The sequence below is a fragment of the Streptomyces microflavus genome (assembly GCF_014650075.1).
Taxonomy (GTDB): Bacteria; Actinomycetota; Actinomycetes; order Streptomycetales; family Streptomycetaceae; genus Streptomyces; species Streptomyces microflavus.
The window spans coordinates 208715-228320 of sequence record NZ_BMUG01000001.1 but is presented as its reverse complement, the minus strand read 5'-3'; the positions used below and the strand labels follow the sequence as shown (position 1 = coordinate 228320).

Sequence of the window (19606 nt, the reverse complement as noted above, 5' to 3'; positions counted from 1 at the left end):
CACCGTTCGATTACATGGACCGGCTTCCTGCATAGACGTACGGGATCGGGCAGGCGCTCACCCTGTCCGGACTGTTCGACCTCCAGGAGACCGCGAACCATGGCTGACTTTCCTCACCTTTCCCGCCGGGGCTTCCTCAATCGATCGGCGGCCGTGGGTGGCCTCCTGGTCGTGCCCGGGCTCCTGACCGCCTGTAGCAAGACCGATTCGGGTGCCGCCACCGGCGAAGGCGCCCTCGACAAGCTCCGTAAGCAGGGCTTCGTACGGGTCGCGTACGCCAACGAGGCGCCGTACGGCTATCTGGAGGGCAAGGAGCTCAAGGGCGAGGCCCCCACCCTGCACCGGGAGATCTTCAAGGCGCTGGGTGTGGAGGAGCTGAAGCCGACGCTCTCCGAGTGGGACGGGCTGATCCCGGGGCTCCAGGCGGGGAAGTACGACGTGGTCAGCGCGGGCATGGCCATCACCCCGGAGCGCTGCGGCAACGCGATCTTCTCCGAGCCGGAGTTCATCTCGCCGACCGCGCTGATGGTGCGGAAGGGCAACCCGAAGAAGGTCACCGAACTCGCCTCCGCCAAGGAGGCCGGGATAACCGTCGGGGTGATGTCGGGTGCGGTGGAGGGGTCGTACGCCAAGGGCGCGGGCATCGCCGAGGACAGGATCAAGACGCTGCAGAAGCCGCAGGACGGGGCCGACGCCGTCAAGGGCGGCCGGATCGACGCGTTCCTGCTCACCGGCATCTCGCTGCGCTGGCTGGCGAAGACCAACCCGGACACCGAGGTCACCGAGGCGTTCGTGCCGCAGATCGACGGCAACGCGCAGTTCTCGCCGGGCGGCGCGGTCTTCCGCAAGGGCAACGAGGATCTGCGGGACTCCTTCAACCGCGAGCTGAAGAAGATCGTCTCGGACCGCTCCCGCTATGTGGGGCTGCTGAAGGAGTACGGGTTCGGGGAGTCGGAGATCCCGCCGGCCGATCTGAAGACCGCCGATCTGTGCAAGGGCTGACGACGGGGCGGACGCACACGCATGAGTGACTTCTTCTCCCTCCTCGCCGAGGAGTTCCCCCAGGTCCGGTCGGGCCTGTGGGTGACCCTGGAGGCCACCGTCCTGGGCGCGCTGCTGGCCGTGGTCCTGGCCTTCGCGCTCGGTCTGATGGCGGGCAGCCGACTGCTCCTGGCCCGCGGGTTCTCCCGGGTGGTCGTGGAGTTCTTCCGGGGCACCTCCCTCTACATCCAGCTGTTCTGGCTCTACTACGCGATGCCGCTGCTGACCGGGTACGAACTGACCCCGGTGGTCTGCGGGGTGGTCGCCTTCGGCCTCAACTTCGGTGCGTACGGCGCCGAAGTGGTGCGCGGTGCCATCAACTCCGTACCGCGCGCGCAGTACGAGGCGGCGATCGCGCTCAACCTCAGCCCGTCCAGGCGGCTGTGGAAGGTGATCCTGCCGCAGGCCTGGGTGCAGATGATCCCGAGCTTCACCAATCTGCTGATCCAGCTGCTGAAGGCCACCCCGCTGCTGTGGCTGATCGCGGCCGCCGATCTGATGACGGTGATCCAGCAGCTGCGCGACCGCACCGGTGAGACCCTCACCGCCTATCTGACCCTGCTGGCCGCCTACTTCGTCCTGGCCTACGCGCTGACGATGCTGATGAACCTGCTGGAGCGGAGCGCCAAGCGGCGGCTCGGCCTGGACACCGGCGCGAAGAGCCTGTTCAAGAGCCGCAGCGCGTCCACGACCGCCGTGGGAGGTACCCGATGAACGGCTTCGACTGGGGCGCCGTCGGGGAGTCCCTGCCCCTCCTGCTGGAGGGGTTCAAGGTCACCCTGCTCGCCACCGTGCTCGGCACCCTGGTGGCGGCCGTGCTGGGGCTGGCCGTGGCGGTGGCCGGACGCGCGCCGAGCAGGTTCGTGACGGTCCCGGTGCGGGTCGTCACGGAGTTCGTCCGCTCCACCCCGCTGCTCGTCCAACTGGTCGGCGCGGCGGCTCTGTTCAACACGGTCGAGCCGCTGTACATCGGCATCACGGTGCTGGGCATCCACTACGCCGCGTACACCTCCGAGGTCTACCGGGCCGGGATCGACGGCGTACCGAAGGGCCAGTGGGAGGCCTGCCGAGCGCTGTCGCTGCCGCCCCTGCGCACCTGGCAGGCCGTGATCCTGCCGCAGGCGGTGCGCAATGTGCTGCCCGCCCTCGGGAACTACGCGATCTCGATGTTCAAGGAGACCCCCTTCCTCGCCGTGATCACGGTCCAGGAGATGGTCTTCGAGGCCCGGAAGTACGGGGCCGAACAGTTCGCGTACACCGAGGTGTTCACTCTCGCCGGCCTGATCTTCCTGGTCGCGAGCTACCCCACGTCGCTGTTGATGAGGAAGCTGGAGAAGCGCCTTGGCCACTGAACCCCTCCCCCTGCAGAAGACGGAGTCCGCGGATCCGGGACCGGCCGGTGCCCCCGAGGACGCCGTCCCGGCGGCCGGGAGCACGGGCGAACCACTGGTCCGCTTCGACAAGGTCGTCAAGCGCTACGGCGACCATGTCGTCCTGGACCAGCTGGACTTCACGGTCGACCGCGGCGAACACGTCACCCTCATCGGGCCCAGCGGCTCGGGCAAGACCACGATCCTGCGGCTGCTGATGACGCTGGAGAAGGTCAGCGACGGGGTGATCTGGGTCAACGGCTCCCCGCTGTCGCACGTCCGCACCCCGGGCGGGGCGCTGAAGCCCGCGGGCGAGAAGCAGCTGCGGGAGTCCCGGAAGAAGATCGGCATGGTCTTCCAGCAGTTCAACCTCTTCCCCAACATGAAGGTGCTGCAGAACATCACCGAGGCCCCGATCAGCGTCCTGGGCAAGGACCGCGAGGTGGCGGAGGTCCGGGCCCGGGAGCTGCTGGAGCTGGTCGGGCTCTCCGACAAGGTCGACGCGCACCCCTCCCAGCTCTCCGGCGGCCAGCAGCAGCGGGTGGCGATCGCCCGGGCGCTGGCGATGGAGCCGGAGATCCTGCTGCTGGACGAGGTGACCTCCGCGCTCGACCCGGAGCTGGTGGCCGGGGTGCTGGAGCTGCTCGGCGACATCGCCCGTAACACCGACATCACCATGGTCTGCGTGACCCACGAGATGAACTTCGCCCGGGACGTCTCCGAGAAGGTGCTGATGTTCGACGCGGGCCGGGTCGTGGAGTCCGGGACCCCGGAGAAAATCTTCTCCGATCCGTCGCACGAACGTACGCGCGAGTTCCTCAACGCGGTGCTGTGACCTCGCAGTTGAGGCATCGACCATGACTGTGGCATATGCCAGAAGGGTGCGCCCCAGTTGACAGGGGTGGGGCGCCCCTACTGACTCGTCAACTGCCACCCCGAAACCGGGGCCCGGCGGCTATCGTGGGGCCGAAGCTTGCGGTCACAACCTTGTAGGGGGACACCGTGGCGTTGAAGCCCGAGCCGACCGCACCGTTCCACTCGGTGCAGTACGCCCTGCGCGTGCTCGAATCGGTCTCCCAGCACGGCGACGGTGTGACCGATGCCCAGATCTCCCGTGAGACCGGCCTGCCGACCGGCCATCTCGCCTCCCTGCTCCTGACGCTGCGCCGCGAGGGGTACGTCGAGCAGGTCAGCGACGGCGCGTACGTCATAGGGGCGTCCCTGCTGCTCCTGGGATCCGGGGCGGCCCGCCGCCAGGCCCTGGAGGGCCGGCTCCAGCACGCACTGGACCAGCTGCGCGACTCGGTCGGCGCCGCCGTCTACCTCAGCCGGTACGTTGACGGGGAGGTCAGCGTCACGCAGGTCGCCGACGGCCCGCTCACCCCGGCGGTCAACGAGTGGGTGGACTTCCGCTCCTCCGCGCACGCCAGCGCGGTCGGCAAGTGCCTGCTGGCCCAGCTCGACCACGAGGGGCGGCGCGACCACCTCTCCCGGCACAGGATCGCGCGGCTCACCTCGCGGACGATCACCAGCGAGAAGATCCTCCTCTCCAAGCTGGAGGCCCAGCCCGCGACGGTCCCGGTGCTCGACCTCCAGGAGTACGCGGTGGGCACCGTCTGCGCGGCGGTGCCGCTGACGGCCGGGTCCACCGCCGGATGCCTCGCCCTCTCCCTGCCGATCGAGGAGGCCCACCGGCTCCGCGAGGCGGCGGACACCCTGAACCGGCGCGCGGCTCCGGTGCTGCTGTCGCTGGCGCTGTAGGGGCGGGGCCCCTGGCGGGGTCCCGGCGGCCGGTAGCGTCACCGCCATGCACGCACCGATACCGCTGCTGGAGCAGCTCAGGGAGTTCGACGGCAGCGTCGACGGCTACTACGCCGCCGGCTTCGAGCTGATCCCGTTCGGCAAGGACGACGGCGGCTACCCCCGGCTCTCGGAGCGCATCCTCCCCTTCGCCCAGGCGAACGGCTCCGGCTCCACGTACGCGATCTGGCTGCGGGACGACCGCGCCGACCTCGCGACGCTCCCGGTCCTCCTCCTGGGCGACGAGGGCGGGGTCCACGTCGTCGCCCGCGATCTGCCCGAACTGCTGCGCGTCGTCGCCTCCGGGTGGGTCCCGATGTGCGGGTGGGACGGCATCGACTACGACGACGAGCGCGAGGAGACGGACGGGGAGGGCGACGGCGGCTGGGACCCCTGCCCGGCGAACCCGGCGTTCCGGAGCTGGCTGCGGGACCGGCTGGGCCTCGAAGCCGCCGAGGATCCCAACGAGATCGTCCGGGCCGCCGGGGACGAGCTGTGGGACCCGTTCGCCGCCTGGATCGGCCCGCTGATCCCGGACGCGCTGAGCTCCCGCCGGAGCGCGTAGGGGCGGCCTCGGCAGGCGGGTGTCATCAGCACTCCTCGGGACCAGGTATTATTTTCGAGTCAGCAGGCGCCGTTAGCTCAGTTGGTTAGAGCAGCTGACTCTTAATCAGCGGGTCCGGGGTTCGAGTCCCTGACGGCGCACGACAGAGCCTGTGGGCGGTCTCCTTCGCGGAGGCCGCCCACAGTGCTGTTTCCGGCCCTTTTCAGCCGCCGGGCGGGCGCGTCCCGTGTTCCGCGTACCGGGCGAGCAGGCCGGTGAGCCCCTCCCCGTCCAGCGGTACGTACTCCCTCTCCCCCGCCGGGTCCCACCAGACCGGGTCCGGGCAGCGGAACCCCTCCCGGCGCAGCGCCACCCGATGGACCTTGTTCGTCGCGGTGACCGGCATGTGCTCCACGATCCGGACGAACCGCGGGGCCATCTTCGTCCCCAGGTCCGGCTGGGCCCGCAGAAATGCGGCGAAGGCGTCCGGATCGAAGGCGTGGCCCTCGCGCAGGGCCAGGGCGGCCATCACCTGGTCCCCGGTCACCGGGTCCGGCACCGCGTGGACGGCGACGGCGGCCGCCGCGTCCCAGCGGGCCAGGATGTTCTCGATCATCGCGGCGGCCAGGTTCTCGCCGTCGACGCGGAGCCGGTCGTCGGTGCGGCCCGCGAAGTAGAGGAAGCCGTCGGTGTCCCGGTAGAAGAGGTCCCCGGTCCAGTACCAGCCGCGCCTGCCCCGCTCCGCGTCCGCCTCCGGGTTGCGCCAGTACCCCTCGAAGGGGGTCCGGCCCCGGTTGACCAGCTCCCCGATCGCCTCGTCCCCGTTCAGCAGCCGCCCGCCCGCGTCGAACCGGGCGCTCGGGCGCTCCTCGCCGGTCTCCGGGTCGACGACGGCGAGGTCGTCGGCGGGGGCGGCCCGGCCGATCGCGCCGGGCGGGGTGCCGGGGGTGCGCTGGAGGGCGGCGCCGCCCTCGGAGGAGCCGTACCCCTCGACCAGCTCCACCCCGAACCGCTCCCGGAACCGGGCCGCGTCCACCGCGCCCGCCTCGGTCCCGAAGCCGAGCCGCAGCGGGTGATCCCGGTCGTCGGGGCGCTCGGGGGTGGCCAGCAGGTACTGCACGGCCCGGCCCACGTAGGTGAAGTAGGTCGCCCCGTAGGCGCGTACGTCGTCGAGGAAGCCGGAGGCGGAGAAGCGGGGGCGCAGGGCGACGGCCGCCCCGGCGGCGAGGGCGGGGGCCCAGTCGGCGAGGACCGCGTTGCCGTGGAACATCGGCATGCAGATGTAGTGGACGTCCGCCGGGCGCACCCCGAAGTGCCCGGCCAGCGACTGCCCGGCGGCGGCGAGCCGGCCCTGGGTGCAGATCGCGGCCTTGGGGGCGCCGGTCGATCCGGAGGTGAAGTAGAGGAGCATGCGGCTGTCGCGGCTCACCGGGGCGACGACGGCGTCGCCGGGCCGGGCGCCCGCATAGGGGGCGAGCAGCTCCGCGTACGCCTCGGTGCCGGTGACCAGCACCCGTACGCCCGGAAGTTCCAGACCGGCGAGCAGCGGCAGGTGGGCGCGCTCGGTGATCAGGACGCGGGCTTCGGTGTGCAGGATGTCGCGGGCCAGCTCGGGCCCGCGCCGGGTGGGGTTGATGCCCGCAACGGCGGCCCCGGCCAGGGCCGCCGCGCTGAGCCACAGCGGAAATTCGGGGGTGTTGTCGAGCAGCACCCCGAGGTGCGGTTCACTGCCTGCCGGCAGCAGATCCGCCAGGAGCGCCGCCCGTCGGGCGGCGCCCTCGACCACCTGGTGATGAGTGAGCACGGTGGGGCCGTGCTTCACGGCGGGACGGTGGTCGCCCCATTGACGTCGTACGAGCTCCGCGACGGTGCCGGTACTCTCCATGGCGCCGCACGATAACTGACGAAGCGTCAGAGGTTAATGCCGGTGTCAGAACCTGACGTCCGAGCACGCGTAGAACGCGTTGGTGGTGTCCGCGACGTTCCAGACGGCGAGGATGACGTGCTTGCCGCTCTTCTGGGTGGGGATCGTGCCCTGGTGGGTCAGCGTGGCCGGCGGCTGCTGGTTCCCGTAGGGCACGGTCATGAAGGGCTGCGATTCGAGCGCGGCCCGGGTGAGCGGCTTGGTGGAGTCCCAGCCGTTCTTGGTGATGTAGTAGCGGAAGTCGCTGGTGGAGTGGCGGGCGGTGAACTGCCAGCGGAAGCTGTAGCCCTGGCCGCCGGTGACCTGGGTGGCGGGCCAGTTGCCGCCGCGCGGGTCGTCGAGCTGGGCGAACTGCCCGTTGCCGCCGGAGCAGATCTTGCCGTCGGCGGGACCCGACGCCGGGAAGCCCTTGGGCCCCTCGACGCTCTGCGGCTCCCACTGGATGTTGCCGCAGCCGGTGACCGTGCCGTTGGCGCAGAGTTTCTGCCGGCTGATGGGGGTGTCCGTGTAGCCGTGACTGCTGGCAGTGCTGGTCGCGAGCACCGAAACGCCCGCTATCGCCAGGCCGATCACGGCCGCGCTTGCCTTTTTCCGCATTGCTGTCGCTCCTCTAGAACGTGGGGGAGGTTCCATGAGCATTGCTCGACATGCTGCGCGCTTGGTGCTGGGTGGGGATCTGCGGTCTAGACCAAGTCTTAGATTATTGACGCCACATGAACATGTCCAGACCAATGAGCATCGGATTCCGGAGCCGGCCCTGAGCAGCGGAAGGGGCCCGGAGTGACGTCTCCGGGCCCCTCTCTCCGCCGGTCGTCCGCTCAGGCGCCGTCGCCTGTGCCGCTGCGGCCGGTGTAGAAGGCCACCGTCAAGTCCTTGACCAGCGCTTTGCGTTCGTAGTCGTCGAGATCGACGATGCCGCGCGTGGTGAGCCGGTTGACCGTGTCGTCGACCGCGTCCACCACCGAAGTGAGCACGCTGTCACGGTGCTTGGCGTCGATGGCGGCGATCCGCCGCCGTTGCATCGCCGCCGCGACCTCGGGGGCGTACTCGATCCCGGTCGGCTGCGCCGAGTACACCTCAACGCCGACCGGCTCGCAGTCCGCCTTCAGCATCCGGGTCAGGGCGTCGCCGACCGCCTCCGCGTTGCGCAGGGTCGGGGCGTCCTCGTGGAAGGCGTCGGCGGGCAGCTGCGAGAGGACCCGGGCCATCGCCGACTCGACCTGCGCGCTCAGGTACGCCTCGTGGTCCTCGATGCCGAGGGCGGCGCGCACGGTGTCCTTGATGCGCCAGACCACCAGGACGACGACGCGCAGGGCGGTGCCGTTCGCGTCCACCGCGGGGAGCGGTTCGCTGCGCCAGTGCCGCAGGCGTACGTCGACGCGGCGGCGCAGCAGCAGGGGCGAGACCCAGACCAGGCCGGTGCGGCGGACGCTCCCCCGGTAGTCGCCGAAGAGCGTGAGCACCCAGGCGTACCCGACGCGGCCGCGGCCCAGGCCGCCGAGTGCGAGGACGACCACGGCGACCAGGAGGGCGAGCAGGGCCCAGGCCCCGGCGCCGATGCCCTCGTACGGGCGGGGGGGCCAGGCCGACGGCGCTCTGTGCGGCGGCGGGCAGGGCGCCGCGCCACCACAGGACGGCCAGGACCCCGAGGAGTCCGGCGGCTCCGGTGAGCAGGGCGGCGTACCCGGAGAGGGCGGGCCCGGGCCGTTCGGCGAGCCGGGGGTCGGCGAGGGGGGCGGGGCGGGTGGGGGGCTCGACCCGGGGGTGGGGTGAGCGGGGGCGGGGGGTGCGGTCGGCGGTGGTGCCGGAGGTGGTGTCGCTGCGGCGCGCTGTGCGGCCGGCGGCCGGGGGGAGTGCGGTGGGTTCGGGGGTCTCCGGATCGTCGCGGAAGAGGAGGTGTACGGGGATGGAGGCGGTGGACTCGTTGGCGATGACGGAGTGGCGGCGGGGGTGGGGCGGGGGGTACGGGGCCGGTACGGAGAAGGTGGCGGAGGTGGCGCGGGCGCCGGGGGCGAGGTCGAGGACGAGGTCCAGCTCGGGTCCCGGGCCGGGGTCGTCGGTCCCGGCCGAGGGGGTGGCCGCGCCTCCGTCCGGGCCGCCCGCGCCGCTGTCCGCCCGCACGTCGGAGGGCGGCTCGGGGCTGGGCCCTGCCTCTTCGCCGTACGAGGGGAGCGGGGTCCACTCCGCCGAGGGTTCCGTCCTCAAACGCCGGACGGGCTGGAAGTGCGCGGGCCCGTCCGAGACTGCAGGACTCCCCGGGCCCACGGGCCTGACATGTGGAGCCCCCGCTTCCAGGTGCAGGCTTCGGCCCGGGTGATCGGAGGGGTCGGGCTTGAGGGGGAGGTCAGGGCCCGGGGCCGGGGACGAGGCCGGGTCCACCGCCGAGGACAAGGCCGGGGCCGGGGCCTGGGCCTGGGCCTGGTCAGCGATGGTGTCCGCTGTGGGGGTCTGGTCGGCGGCGGCGCCCGCTGTGGGGGCCGGGTCGCCGGTGGCGTCAGTCGCAGGGAACGGGTCGCTGATGGCGTCCGACTCCGGGGCCGGGTCACGGATGAGGTCCGTCACCGGGGCCGCAGCGCCGAAAGCGCTCGCCGCCGGAAGCGGGTCGCTGAAGGCATCCGTCTCCGGCAGCGGTTCGCGGCTGGCGGCGACACCCACCGCGGAGGCCGGGTCAGCGGCGGCACCCGTCGCCGGGAACGGGTCACTGATGGCGCCCGACTCCGAGGCCGGGTCACGGATGAGGTCCGTCACCGGGGCCGCAGCGCCGAAAGCGCTCGCCGCCGGAAACGGGTCGCTGAAGGCGGCCGTTTCTGGAAGCGGTTCGGGGCCCGCGCCAGCGCCCGCTGCGGGGGCCGGGTCAACACCGACGCCCGTCGCCGGGAACGGGTCGCCGGTGGCCTCCGCCCCCCGGGCCGGATCACCGAAGGCACCCTTCTCCGGGCTCACCTCCCCCACCGCGGGCTTCTCCGCCTCTTCCCTCGGGCGGAACAGTGGCGGCGGAGTGGCTGGGCCCGGCCCGCGCAGGGCCACGCCGTCCACCAGTGGCATCGGGGTCTCGCCTTGGGGGGCGTGGCCGTCGTGGTCAGTCAGGGGGTGGGGGTTCTGGTCTGGGGTCACCTGTTCCCGGTTCCTTTCCGTCATCCGTCGGGTCCGTAGGGGCTGTCGGGTCCTCAGCCCCTTGAGTTCTCAAGCCCTCAGGTCCCTCGGCACCTCGGGGCCTCAGGCCCCTCGGCACCTCAGGTCCCTCGGGCCTCGGGCAATCGGCTCCTCAGGCCCTCAAGCCCTCGGCACTCGGGGCCCGGGGCCCGGGGCCCGGGCCCTCAGGCGAAGAGCCGGCGCCAGGTCTCCGGCCCCGGGTAGCCGTCGGCCGCGCTGCCGCGCCAGCCCTGGGCCTGCTGGAAGGCCTCGACGTTGCGGCGGTCCGCCTCGGTCCAGCGGGGGTCGGGGCCCGACACGTAGTGCTTGCCGTATCCCTTCTTCACCAACTGTCTGCCGAGCCGCTCGACATGGCTGTTGGACTGACCCGGCTGGAAATAGCCGCGCCCGGGGAAGACCACCGAGGTGTTCGGGCTGCCGCCCGTGACCGCGGCCGGGATGTCGCGGCCCGTGCCCGTGGTCAGCAGGCGCCAGGTGTCGGGGCCGGGGATGCCGTCCGCCTCCTTGCCCTTCCACCCCTGGGCCTGCTGGAACGCCTGCGTGGCCCGCTGGTCCGCCGCGCCCCAGACGGGGCCGGGCCCGACCGCGTAGAACCGTTTGCCGCCGCGCGCGACGAGCATCTCGCCGAGCCGGGTGACATGGGCGTTGTTCGCGCCGGGTCCGAACTGGCCGGCGCCGGGGAAGGCCGTGCCGGAGCCCGAGCCGGGCGAGCCGCCGCTGACGCCCTTGTAGCGGTAGGCGACGTAACGGTCGGAGTTGCTCCAGTACGCCATGGGCGTCGACTGCTTCCGCGTCTGCGGGCGCGCCTGCTCGTAGGCGATGTAGTGGCTGTGCGTGTAGTCGGTCCAGCCGCCGAAGATGGTGACGTGGGAGCCCTTGGAGGGGTCGGCGGGGTTGTGGAAGAGGAGCATGTCGCCGGGCTGGAGGTCGGCGCGGGCGATCCGGGTCGCGTAGCTCGCGAGGCTGCCGGTCCATTCGTTGGTGCCGAGGTTCCAGGCCATCGACACATAGCCGGAGCAGTCCTGGCGGTACCCGTCCGACCAGTACTTCTCCATGCTGTACGGGACCTTCGCTGCGACCCACTTCTTGGCCCGGTTGATGATCTCGGCCCGGGTCGTCTTGCGCAGGACCGCGCCGTCCGACGGCGGCCCGGAGGCGCCGGAGCCCTTCAGCGGGCCCTTCTCCCCCTGCGGGGTGCCCGGTACGGGCTCGGAGTCCTTGTCGGCCCGGGGGGCGCCGGCGCTGTGGCCCGCGGCGGCCGCCGCTCCGGCGGCCCCGCAGGACAGGACCACCCCGGCGGCCGTGGCCAGGACCAGGGCCCGGCGGGCTCCGTGCGCGGCGGGGTGGCCGCCGTACCGCACCGGGACCGCCCGTGCCGCGGTCCGCCGCTGCAGGGCACACCCCGCACAGGTGCAGTCGATGGCGGGTTCGTACTCCTCGAAGACCGGCACAGTCATGCGATTCCCCTCCGCACTCGTCACTCGTCAAGATCTTTGGGCGCAGCTGCGACGGGCGTCAGTGTCTCAACTCTCCCGACATAAGGCATTTTGACGGACCAATGAGAAAAAACGACCATCTGACAGGGCGTGGCGGCGGGTAAATGGTCCGGAGCACTCTCCGGAGTCGGGTAGAGTTCTCCAGGTCAGCAGGCGCCGTTAGCTCAGTTGGTTAGAGCAGCTGACTCTTAATCAGCGGGTCCGGGGTTCGAGTCCCTGACGGCGCACGCACCATCAAGGCCCCCTCACCGAGTGTGAGGGGGCCTTGATCATTCCCTGGTTCATGACCGGCGACACCGATACGCCGTCAACTCACAGCAACAAAGAGAGTGCGGAGCGTCACGGGATGGCACGGGGGAGGCTACGGGGCGCTCATCACCACTTCGTCACGCCCCTGCCACAAGGACCACCCAAATCGTACGCATGGCCGACAAATAGCCTGTTTCGCTCTTGCGGACGCCTCCACTGTCGGACAATCTATCTGGAAGCATTCAGCTCCAAGGGAGCGGCTGATCCGTACAGTTGGATCAGCAGAGCGTGATGTTCCGTTTATGTGCCGCGGGGCGGGGGTCCCGTTCGCGGACGGATGCCCAGGGGGCATCATGCAAGCGGAATACACCTTTTCCTTTTCTGGGCGGGCCACGGCCCGCGCAGCGGGCATGCACGGTGAGGGACGGGGAACCACCGGGCACCGAGTGACCGACCAATCACGCACCAGCGTGCGTGCGGGGGGATGACCCATGACGTCGACGCCGCCAGGCGACCGGCAGGAGAACGACGCGTCCCGGACCACGCAGCTTCGGATACCCCCGCAGCTCCGGGCCGGGGCGCAGCGCCGGTATGTCAAAAAAGAGCTGCCGCGCTACGACTACGAGCACTACAGCCGGCTGGCCGGGCCGCTGACGCAGCCCCCCGCGGGCAAGCCGTACAAGGTGCGCTACCGCTCGCTGATATCCCAGGAACCGCACCGGGTGCGCGCGGCGCTCCTGCTCGGCGGGGCTCCGCTCGTCTCGCTCGGGCTCTTCGCCTGGCTGATGCAGCCCGGCCACTGGACGGACCGCGATCCCAACCTCGACAACGACCTGCTGCTGGTCCTCGACATCGTCATGCTGGTCTCGATCGGTCTGATCGAGCTGTTCCGCACGCTGAACGTCCTGTCGAACGCGCATGCCACCCTCGTCGCCCGGGACCCGATCCCGGTGGTGCCGGAGACCGGCACCAAGGTCGCCTTCCTCACCTCCTTCGTCCCCGGCAAGGAACCGCTGGAGATGGTGACGAAGACCCTGGAGGCGGCCGTCAGAATCCGCCACCGCGGCCTGATGCACGTCTGGCTCCTGGACGAGGGCGACGACCCGGCGGTCAAGGAGGTCTGCGCCCGGCTCGGCGTGCACCACTTCTCCCGCAAGGGAGTGGCCCGCTGGAACCAGGCCAAGGGCCCGCACCGCGCCAAGACCAAGCACGGCAACTACAACGCCTGGCTGGACGCGCACGGCGGCGACTACGACTTCTTCGCCTCGGTCGACACCGACCACATCCCGCTGCCGAACTACCTGGAGCGGATGCTCGGCTACTTCCGCGACCCGGACATCGGCTTCGTCATCGGCCCGCAGGTCTACGGCAACTACGACACGTTCGTCACCAAGGCCGCCGAGTCCCAGCAGTTCCTCTTCCACGCCCTGATCCAGCGCGCGGGCAACCGCTACGGCGCCCCCATGTTCGTCGGCACGAGCAACGCCGTACGCATCTCGGCGCTCAAGCAGATCGGCGGCCTGTACGACTCGATCACCGAGGACATGGCCACCGGCTTCGAGATCCACCGCCACCGCAACCCGCACACCGGCAACAAGTGGCGCTCGGTCTACACCCCGGACGTGCTGGCCGTCGGTGAGGGCCCGACGGCGTGGACGGACTTCTTCACCCAGCAGCTGCGCTGGTCGAGGGGGACGTACGAGACGATCCTCAAGCAGTACTGGCGCGGCTTCGGCACCATGCCCGCGGGCAAGCTCTTCAACTACACGATGATGATCATCTTCTATCCGATGTCGGCCATGAACTGGATCCTCGCGGCCCTCAGCTGCGCCCTGTTCCTCGGCATGGGCGCCTCCGGTGTCCAGATCGACCCGGTCATCTGGATGATGCTGTACGGGAACGCCTCCGCGCTCCAGATCGGCCTCTACGTCTGGAACCGCCGCCACAACGTCTCGCCGCACGAGCCCGAGGGCTCCGGCGGGCTGGCCGGCATGCTGATGTCCGCGCTCTCCGCGCCGATCTACGCCCGCTCGCTGATGGATGCCGCGCTGCGCCGCAAGAGCTCGTTCGTGGTGACCCCCAAGGGGGACTCCTCCAGCCCGGACACCCTCTTCGGCACCTTCCGCATCCACCTCTTCTTCATCTTCGTCTTCGCCGCGTCGATGGTCTCCTCGTTCTTCTTCGGCAACAGCCATCCGGCCATGCTGACCTGGGCCTCGCTCGCCCTGCTGATCACCCTCGCGCCGATCGTCGGCTGGCGGCACACGGTCCGCTCCGAGCAGAAGAAGAAGCGCCGCGGCCGGCGCCGGGCGGGGCCGCCCGGTCCGAAGCCGCAGGCCGGGCCGGCACAGGGTCCGCAAGGACCCGGCCCCAGCCCTGACGAGACCATGAAGATCGCCCTGAGGGGACAGCAGTCATGACAAGCCAATCGGGCCGGGGTGCCCGCCGTTCCGCCGGCCCGGCCTCCCGCCGCTCGGGCGCGCGGGCCCGCCGCTCCGGTCTGCGGACCCGCCGGCTCGCGATCGGCACGGTCGCCGTGCTCGCCCTCGCGGGGGCGAACGGGCCGTGGCTCTACCGCTTCACCACGGAGCGCTACCACGAGTACACGATCAACACGCAGTCCTACAAAGAGGCCAACGGCCACTGGGACTTCCTGGACATCCCCGCCGAGTTCCGGGTCAACGCCGTCCACGCCGCGCTGCTGCACACCGGCAAGGTGCTGCTCGTCGCGGGTTCGGGCAACAACCAGAAGAACTTCGACGCGCAGAGCTTCCGTTCCATCCTGTGGGACCCGAAGACGAACGTCTTCAAGGACATCGACACGCCCAAGGACCTGTTCTGCGCCGGCCACACCCAGCTGCCCGGCGGCAACCTCCTCATAGCCGGCGGCACCAAGCGCTACGAGAAGCTGGAGGGCGATGTCACCAAGGCCGGCGGACTGATGATCGTCCGCAACGAGAACCCGAACAAGCCGATCACCCTCCCCGCGGGCACCCGGTTCACGGGCAAGGAGAGCGGCAAGACCTTCATCTCCCAGGACCCGCTGCTGGTGGAGAAGGCCACGAAGGTCTTCGACAAGAAGACCGGCGAGTACCTCCGCAACGAGGCGGGCGTCGGCCGTATCTACGTGGAGGCCGCGAAGTCCGGGCGGAAGTACGAGACCGGCACCGAGGACAACTACCGCGTCTCGGGCCTCTCCACCGTCGACACCCGCAACGTCTACGGGATCGCCCAGAAGCTGGCCCTGGACAAGAAGGACTTCCAGGGCATCAACGACGCCTTCGAGTTCGACCCGGTCGCGGAGAAGTACATCCCCGTCGACCCGATGGACAAGGCCCGCTGGTACCCCACCCTCACCACGCTGAAGGACGGCAAGGTCCTCGCGGTCTCCGGCCTGGACGAGATCGGCCAGATCGACCCGGGCAAGGCCGAGGTGTACGACCCGAAGACCAAGACCTGGGAGTACAGCGGGGTCGTCCGGAAGTTCGCCACCTACCCGGCGCTCTTCCTGCTCAACGACGGCAAGCTCTTCTACTCCGGCTCCAACTCCGGCTACGGCCTCCAGGACGAGGGCCGCGCCCCCGGCGTCTGGGACGTGCGGACGAACGAGTACGAGGAGATCCCCGGCCTCAGCGACCCGGACCAGATGGAGACCTCGGCGACCGTACGGCTGCCTCCGGCCCAGGACGAGAAGTTCATGGTCATCGGCGGCGGCGGGGTCGGCGAGTCGGAGAAGGCCACCCCGAAGTCCCGGCTGGTCGACCTCCAGGCGAAGAACCCGAAGTTCACCGACGGCGCCTCGCTGGACGAGGGCACCCGCTACCCCAGCGCCTCCCTGCTCCCCGACGACTCCCTGCTCGTCGCCGGCGGATCGAGCGACTACCGGGGCCGCGGCGGTTCGGACGTGCTGGAGGCCCGGCTGTACGACGCGAAGACGGACACGTACAAGCAGGTCGCGGACCCGGCGGTGGGGCGCAACTACCACTCGGGGTCCGTACTGCTGCCGGACGGCCGGGTCATGATCTTCGGCTCCGACCCGCTCTACTCGAACAAGATCAACACCCGGCCGGGCACCTTCGAGCAGCGCGTCGAGATCTACACCCCGCCGTATCTCTACCGGGGCTCCCGGCCGGAGCTGACGGCCGGGCCCAAGAGCATCAAGCGCGGCGGAACCGGCATGTTCACCACGCAGCACGCCTCCTCGATCACCTCGGCGAAGCTGATGCGGCCCTCGGCGGTCACCCATGTCACCGACACCGACCAGCGCAGCATCGCGCTGGAGCTGGAGAAGTCGGCGGACGGGATCACGGTCACCGTGCCGAAGAACCGGGCGCTGGTGCCGTCGGGCTGGTACATGCTGTTCGTCACCGACGCCAAGGGCACCCCGTCCGAGGGGACGTGGGTGGAGATCCCGTAGGGCGTGCGTACGTGATGACCGTACGTACGTGATGACGGAAGGCCGCCTCCCCGGAGGCGGCCTTCTCGCTACTTCGTGGCGCGGGCCAGGCCGAGCGCGTACTCCGGCCACCAGCCGCCCGCCTTCGGGCCGCCCTTGCAGTCGCCGTCGGACTCGCCGGGGCGCTTGATCCACAGGTAGGCGTCGACCCGCTCATCGCCCGTCGTCGTGGTCGGGGGCTCGCCCAGCGCACGGCCCGGCGGGTTGCACCAGGTCTCGGCCGGGTCGCCGCCCTCGTAGGGGCCGTTGCCGTTGCGGCTGGTGTCGATGACGAAGGGCTTGTCCCCGACCTTGACCGACAGCTTCTTGCCGAACTCCGTGCTGACGGCCGTCGTGCGGAAGTTGGAGACGTTGAGCGAGAAGCCGTCGGCCTTCTCGATGCCCGCCCGCCACAGGGGCTCGTGCAGGGTCTCGGGCGACTGCCAGCCCGCGTTGCCCGCGTCCACGTAGACCTTGGTGGCGGGCTGCTTCTTCAGCCGCTCGATGGCGCCCTTGAGCAGGGCGTACCGCTCGTCGTGGTGCTCCTGGGGCGTGCAGCCGTCGACCAGGTGGAGCAGGGCGTCCGGCTCCAGGATCACGGTCGCCGGGCGGTCCCCGATGCCCTTGGCCACCCCGTCCACCCAGGACCGGTAGGCGTTGCCGTCAGCGGCGCCGCCCTTGGAGAACTGGCCGCAGTCGCGGTGCGGGATGTTGTAGAGGACCAGCAACGCGTACCGGTCGGCCTTCGCGGCCGCCTCGGTGACCCGCCGCGCCTCGTTCTCGGGGGCGTCCGGGCCGATCCACTCGCCGACCGGCTGCTCGGCTATCTTCCGGATCAGGCGGGCCTTCTCCTGGTCGCCGTCCTCCTCGTACGCGGCGACCTGCCGGGCCGCGCTGCCGTCCGGGTTCACCCAGTACGGGTCCTTCTCCTTGGGCTGCTGCCCGACCACCGGAGCGCTGTCGCCGTCGCCGGAGCAGCCGGCCAGCAGCAGGGCGGCGCAGACCGCCGCCGTACCGGTCACCCTGAAGCCCGCCGCCGCGCGTCCGCGCGGCCGGGACCGGCCGGTGTAACTGCCGTACATCCACTCCCCCTTGGGTGCACTGCCTGCACTGTTCTCACGGGTCGCACCGCTGTGCTGCCGGTCCGGGCCATCCTGGCACAGGGGCCGGGACCGTCCTGCGGCGGTGCCGAGGAGCACCACCGTCGCACAGAGGCATCCTGTTCCGGACATCTTGTTCGAAACCGGTGTCCCCGGGTACCCGTCCCCCTACAGTGGCGGCAGAGATCGACCCCGTACCGCACCGACCTCCCGTACCGCGCCGGGCAACTCCCGCGGCCCGGTGCACGCGGTCGAGGCCGGCCCGGTCGGCGTGCCCCTCCCAGGGCGGGTCGGCCGGGCCGGATGTTCTCGACAGGCTTCAGGCGCCCTTCGCCCCCGTGAGGTAGGCGGAGACCACCACGTTCGCGGTGTAGGAGCGGGTCTTCCGGTCGTACTTCCCGCCGCAGGTGATCAGCCGGAGCTCCGCCCGGCCGTCCACGCGGGGCCCGTACGCCTTCTCGGCGTCGAAGCGTTCCCGGGTGACGACCTGGACGTCGTCCACGGTGAACTCGGCGACGCTGCCGTCGTCCCGGACCACCCGCACCTTCTCGCCCGGCCGTACCGCGCTGAGCCCGTAGAAGACGGCCGGCTTGGTCTCGGTGTCGACATGGCCGACGATCAGGGCCGCCCCCTCGGCGCCGGGCTCGGTGCCCCTGCCGTACCAGCCGGCGGTCTGCGGCAGGTCGTACGGGGGCGGGTCGATGGCCCCGTCCTTGTCGAGGCCGCGCGGGACGACCGGGGCGTCGATCCCCACCGAGGGGACCTCCACACTGCGCGGGGCGGAGCCGTCGAGCGGTTCGCGCGCCGGGGGCAGCGGGGCCCCGAGCGGGCGGCCGACCGCGGCGACATCGCCGGTCGTGGGCGCCGACATCCCGCCCGACGCGTCACGCCCCCAGAGCCAGAGGCCGAGCAGCAGCACGGCCCAGGCCACACCGGTGAGCAGTCGCCCGGTGCCTGCCGGGCGGTCCGGGGCGGACATGTCAGTCCGCGGCCGGTTCGCGGCGGCGGCGCGAGGTGCGCACGGCGACGGCCACGGAGGCCACAGCGGCGAGCACGAGGCCGATCACCGCGTGCCGGGTGCCGGGGCCCTGGGACTCGGTGGCCCGCTCGGCGAGGGTGGCGGTGCCTCCGCCGCCCGCCTTGACGGGGGCCACGGGCGAGGGCCGGGTGTGGTGGATGACGGTGAGGGTGCCGGTCGCCTTGCCCTTGCCGTCCTTGCACGTCACCCAGACGTCGTAGGAGCGGGGTTCGGCGTCGGAGCGGATGCTGGCCTCGGCGAAGAGGCCCTTGGCGTCGGCGGGGGTGAAGTGGGCTTCCGAGACGAAGGCGTCGGAGTTGCCCTTGGCCTGGCGGCCTTTGCCGCAGACGTCGACCCAGAGTTCCACCTGCCCGCCCGGGGCGATCGTGGACGGGGTGACCGAGACGTTGCCGGTTCTCCGGTCGTCGTCCCCGGCCGGGGCGGCCTGTGACGCCTGGGCGGCGGACACGGGCAGGGCTATGAGCGCGGCCGCCGCTGCGGCACAGAAAGTGATGGGCATCGAACGCATCGTGAACCTCCTAGGGGAAGGTTCACGCCTGCCGTGCCGGCCCGCATCCGCAGTCCTCCATTCGAGCGAAGCGCGAGCGACTGCGGATGCGATCCATGCAGGTCAGGGGTGGTGCCGCTGGTTACGGGCGGTCGGCCTGGTCCGGCAGCTCAATGAGGTCGACCAGGTCGGCGATGGAGTCGACGACATGGGACGGCCGGAACGGGTAGCGGTCGATGTCCGCGAGGCCCGTGAGGCCGGTGAGGACCAGGAAGGTCTGCATCCCGGCCTCCAGGCCCGCCAGCACGTCGGTGTCCATCCGGTCGCCGATCATGGCGCTGGTCTCGGAGTGGGCGCCGATGGCGTTGAGCCCGGTCCGCATCATCAGCGGGTTGGGCTTGCCCGCGAAGTACGGCTCCTTGCCGGTGGCCTTGGTGATCAGGGCGGCGACCGAGCCGGTGGCGGGCAGCGGGCCCTCGGCGGACGGGCCGGTCTCGTCCGGGTTGGTGCAGATGAAGCGGGCGCCCGCGTTGATGAGCCGGATCGCCTTGGTGAGCGCCTCGAAGCTGTACGTACGGGTCTCGCCGAGCACCACGTAGTCCGGGTCGTGGTCGGTCAGGACGTACCCGATGTCGTGCAGCGCGGTGGTGAGCCCGGCCTCGCCGATGACGTACGCCGTGCCGCCGGGGCGCTGGTCGTCCAGGAACTGGGCGGTGGCGAGGGCGGAGGTCCAGATGTTCTTCACGGGCACGTCCAGGCCCATGCGGCTGAGGCGGGCGTGGAGGTCGCGCGCGGTGTAGATGGAGTTGTTGGTGAGGACGAGGAAGGGGAGCCCGGAATCCCGCAGCCGCTTGATGAAGGCGTCGGCTCCGGGGATGGGGGTGCCCTCGTGGATGAGGACGCCGTCCATGTCGGTGAGCCAGGAAGTGATCGGCTTACGGTCTGCCATGTGCGGGGACTCCTGCCGT

15 protein-coding genes, 2 tRNA genes and 1 pseudogene are annotated in these 19606 nt (G+C 70.9%); 10 read left to right on the top strand and 8 right to left on the bottom strand.

Annotated features, from left to right (window positions below):
* Positions 1 to 99: 99 nt before the first annotated feature.
* From ehuB to IE264_RS00960, 7 genes are all read left to right on the top strand, one after another.
* Complete coding sequence (gene ehuB, locus IE264_RS00990) at positions 100 to 1002, top strand: ectoine/hydroxyectoine ABC transporter substrate-binding protein EhuB (protein ID WP_032758460.1); 903 nt, start codon at positions 100 to 102, stop codon at positions 1000 to 1002.
* Between the two features lie 21 nt (positions 1003 to 1023).
* The gene (ehuC, locus tag IE264_RS00985) at positions 1024 to 1755 is read left to right on the top strand and encodes an ectoine/hydroxyectoine ABC transporter permease subunit EhuC (RefSeq protein WP_015608737.1); all 732 of its coding nucleotides are present in this window, start codon (positions 1024 to 1026) and stop codon (positions 1753 to 1755) included.
* Entirely contained in the window at positions 1752 to 2393 is a 642-nt protein-coding gene (gene ehuD, locus IE264_RS00980) for an ectoine/hydroxyectoine ABC transporter permease subunit EhuD (RefSeq protein WP_032758459.1), read from the top strand. The genes ehuC and ehuD overlap by 4 nt, the downstream gene beginning before the upstream one ends.
* Positions 2383 to 3246, top strand: a complete 864-nt coding sequence (gene ehuA, locus IE264_RS00975) for an ectoine/hydroxyectoine ABC transporter ATP-binding protein EhuA (RefSeq protein WP_032758457.1) — start codon at positions 2383 to 2385, stop codon at positions 3244 to 3246. The genes ehuD and ehuA overlap by 11 nt, the downstream gene beginning before the upstream one ends.
* Before the next feature lie 167 nt (positions 3247 to 3413).
* The gene (locus IE264_RS00970) at positions 3414 to 4172 is read left to right on the top strand and encodes an IclR family transcriptional regulator (RefSeq protein WP_190167557.1); all 759 of its coding nucleotides are present in this window, start codon (positions 3414 to 3416) and stop codon (positions 4170 to 4172) included.
* Positions 4173 to 4218: 46 nt separating this feature from the next.
* Positions 4219 to 4776, top strand: a complete 558-nt coding sequence (locus IE264_RS00965; RefSeq protein ID WP_032758455.1) for a hypothetical protein — start codon at positions 4219 to 4221, stop codon at positions 4774 to 4776.
* A 66-nt stretch (positions 4777 to 4842) separates the two neighbouring features.
* Positions 4843 to 4916 (top strand) — tRNA-Lys (locus IE264_RS00960).
* A 62-nt stretch (positions 4917 to 4978) separates the two neighbouring features.
* Here IE264_RS00960 and IE264_RS00955 read toward each other — a convergent pair.
* From IE264_RS00955 to IE264_RS00940, 4 genes and pseudogenes are all read right to left on the bottom strand, one after another.
* Entirely contained in the window at positions 4979 to 6640 is a 1662-nt protein-coding gene (locus tag IE264_RS00955; protein WP_032758454.1) for an AMP-binding protein, read from the bottom strand.
* 45 nt (positions 6641 to 6685) lie between these two features.
* The gene (locus IE264_RS00950) at positions 6686 to 7276 is read right to left on the bottom strand and encodes a lytic polysaccharide monooxygenase auxiliary activity family 9 protein (RefSeq protein ID WP_015608743.1); all 591 of its coding nucleotides are present in this window, start codon (positions 7274 to 7276) and stop codon (positions 6686 to 6688) included.
* 221 nt (positions 7277 to 7497) lie between these two features.
* Positions 7498 to 9793 (bottom strand): annotated as a pseudogene (locus tag IE264_RS00945) (SPFH domain-containing protein).
* Positions 9794 to 9996: 203 nt separating this feature from the next.
* Entirely contained in the window at positions 9997 to 11289 is a 1293-nt protein-coding gene (locus IE264_RS00940) for a peptidoglycan-binding protein (protein ID WP_032759914.1), read from the bottom strand.
* A gap of 192 nt (positions 11290 to 11481) precedes the next feature.
* On the opposite strand from IE264_RS00940, the gene IE264_RS00935 reads away from it, so the two are divergent.
* The 3 genes from IE264_RS00935 (at position 11482) to glxA (ending at position 15994) form a co-directional block, all read left to right on the top strand.
* Positions 11482 to 11555: transfer RNA gene (locus IE264_RS00935), tRNA-Lys, on the top strand.
* 513 nt (positions 11556 to 12068) lie between these two features.
* Complete coding sequence (locus IE264_RS00930; protein WP_015608746.1) at positions 12069 to 13997, top strand: glycosyltransferase family 2 protein; 1929 nt, start codon at positions 12069 to 12071, stop codon at positions 13995 to 13997.
* Positions 13994 to 15994 carry a radical copper oxidase GlxA gene (gene glxA / locus IE264_RS00925; protein WP_229887334.1) on the top strand — a complete coding sequence of 667 codons (2001 nt, stop codon included), beginning with the start codon at positions 13994 to 13996 and terminating at the stop codon, positions 15992 to 15994. The genes IE264_RS00930 and glxA overlap by 4 nt, the downstream gene beginning before the upstream one ends.
* A gap of 68 nt (positions 15995 to 16062) precedes the next feature.
* Here glxA and IE264_RS00920 read toward each other — a convergent pair whose 3' ends face one another.
* The 4 genes from IE264_RS00920 to IE264_RS00905 form a co-directional block, all read right to left on the bottom strand.
* The gene (locus tag IE264_RS00920; protein ID WP_032759915.1) at positions 16063 to 17094 is read right to left on the bottom strand and encodes a glycoside hydrolase family 6 protein; all 1032 of its coding nucleotides are present in this window, start codon (positions 17092 to 17094) and stop codon (positions 16063 to 16065) included.
* A gap of 337 nt (positions 17095 to 17431) precedes the next feature.
* Positions 17432 to 18091: a class F sortase gene (locus IE264_RS00915; protein ID WP_015608749.1), complete on the bottom strand. Its 660-nt coding sequence runs from the start codon at positions 18089 to 18091 to the stop codon at positions 17432 to 17434.
* Position 18092: 1 nt separating this feature from the next.
* Positions 18093 to 18659, bottom strand: coding sequence for a hypothetical protein (locus IE264_RS00910; protein WP_032759917.1), 567 nt, complete (start codon positions 18657 to 18659; stop codon positions 18093 to 18095).
* Between the two features lie 121 nt (positions 18660 to 18780).
* Positions 18781 to 19587, bottom strand: coding sequence for an HAD-IIA family hydrolase (locus tag IE264_RS00905; protein ID WP_032759919.1), 807 nt, complete (start codon positions 19585 to 19587; stop codon positions 18781 to 18783).
* Between the last annotated feature and the right edge of the window lie 19 nt (positions 19588 to 19606).